Below are 254 nucleotides of genomic sequence, written 5' to 3' on the forward strand. Positions count from 1 at the left end.
CTGATTCATTCATGCAGCTGACATGGAAGAAAGTCAAGGTCGACCGGCACTGGCACATCATGTGCGACTACCAGTATTACTCGGTACCGTTTGGCCTGATTGGCCAGCAGCTGACAGTACGGATGACACCGAGGTTGGTCAGTATCTATAACGGTGAGCAGCTAGTAGCCGAGCATGACCGGATCCATGGCCTGCGCTATCGCTACAGCACAGATCCTGCCCATTCCCCTGATGGCTCCCATGACACCAAGGCG

The 254-nt window shown here is 54.7% G+C and carries 1 protein-coding gene; it reads left to right on the plus strand.

The genetic code is table 11. The features are described from left to right. The coding region (locus tag NQ018_RS11425) for a Mu transposase domain-containing protein (RefSeq protein ID WP_444861408.1) at positions 1-254 on the plus strand (254 nt) is incomplete at both ends.

The organism is Corynebacterium kozikiae, assembly GCF_024580965.1.
Lineage (GTDB): Bacteria > Actinomycetota > Actinomycetes > Mycobacteriales > Mycobacteriaceae > Corynebacterium > Corynebacterium kozikiae.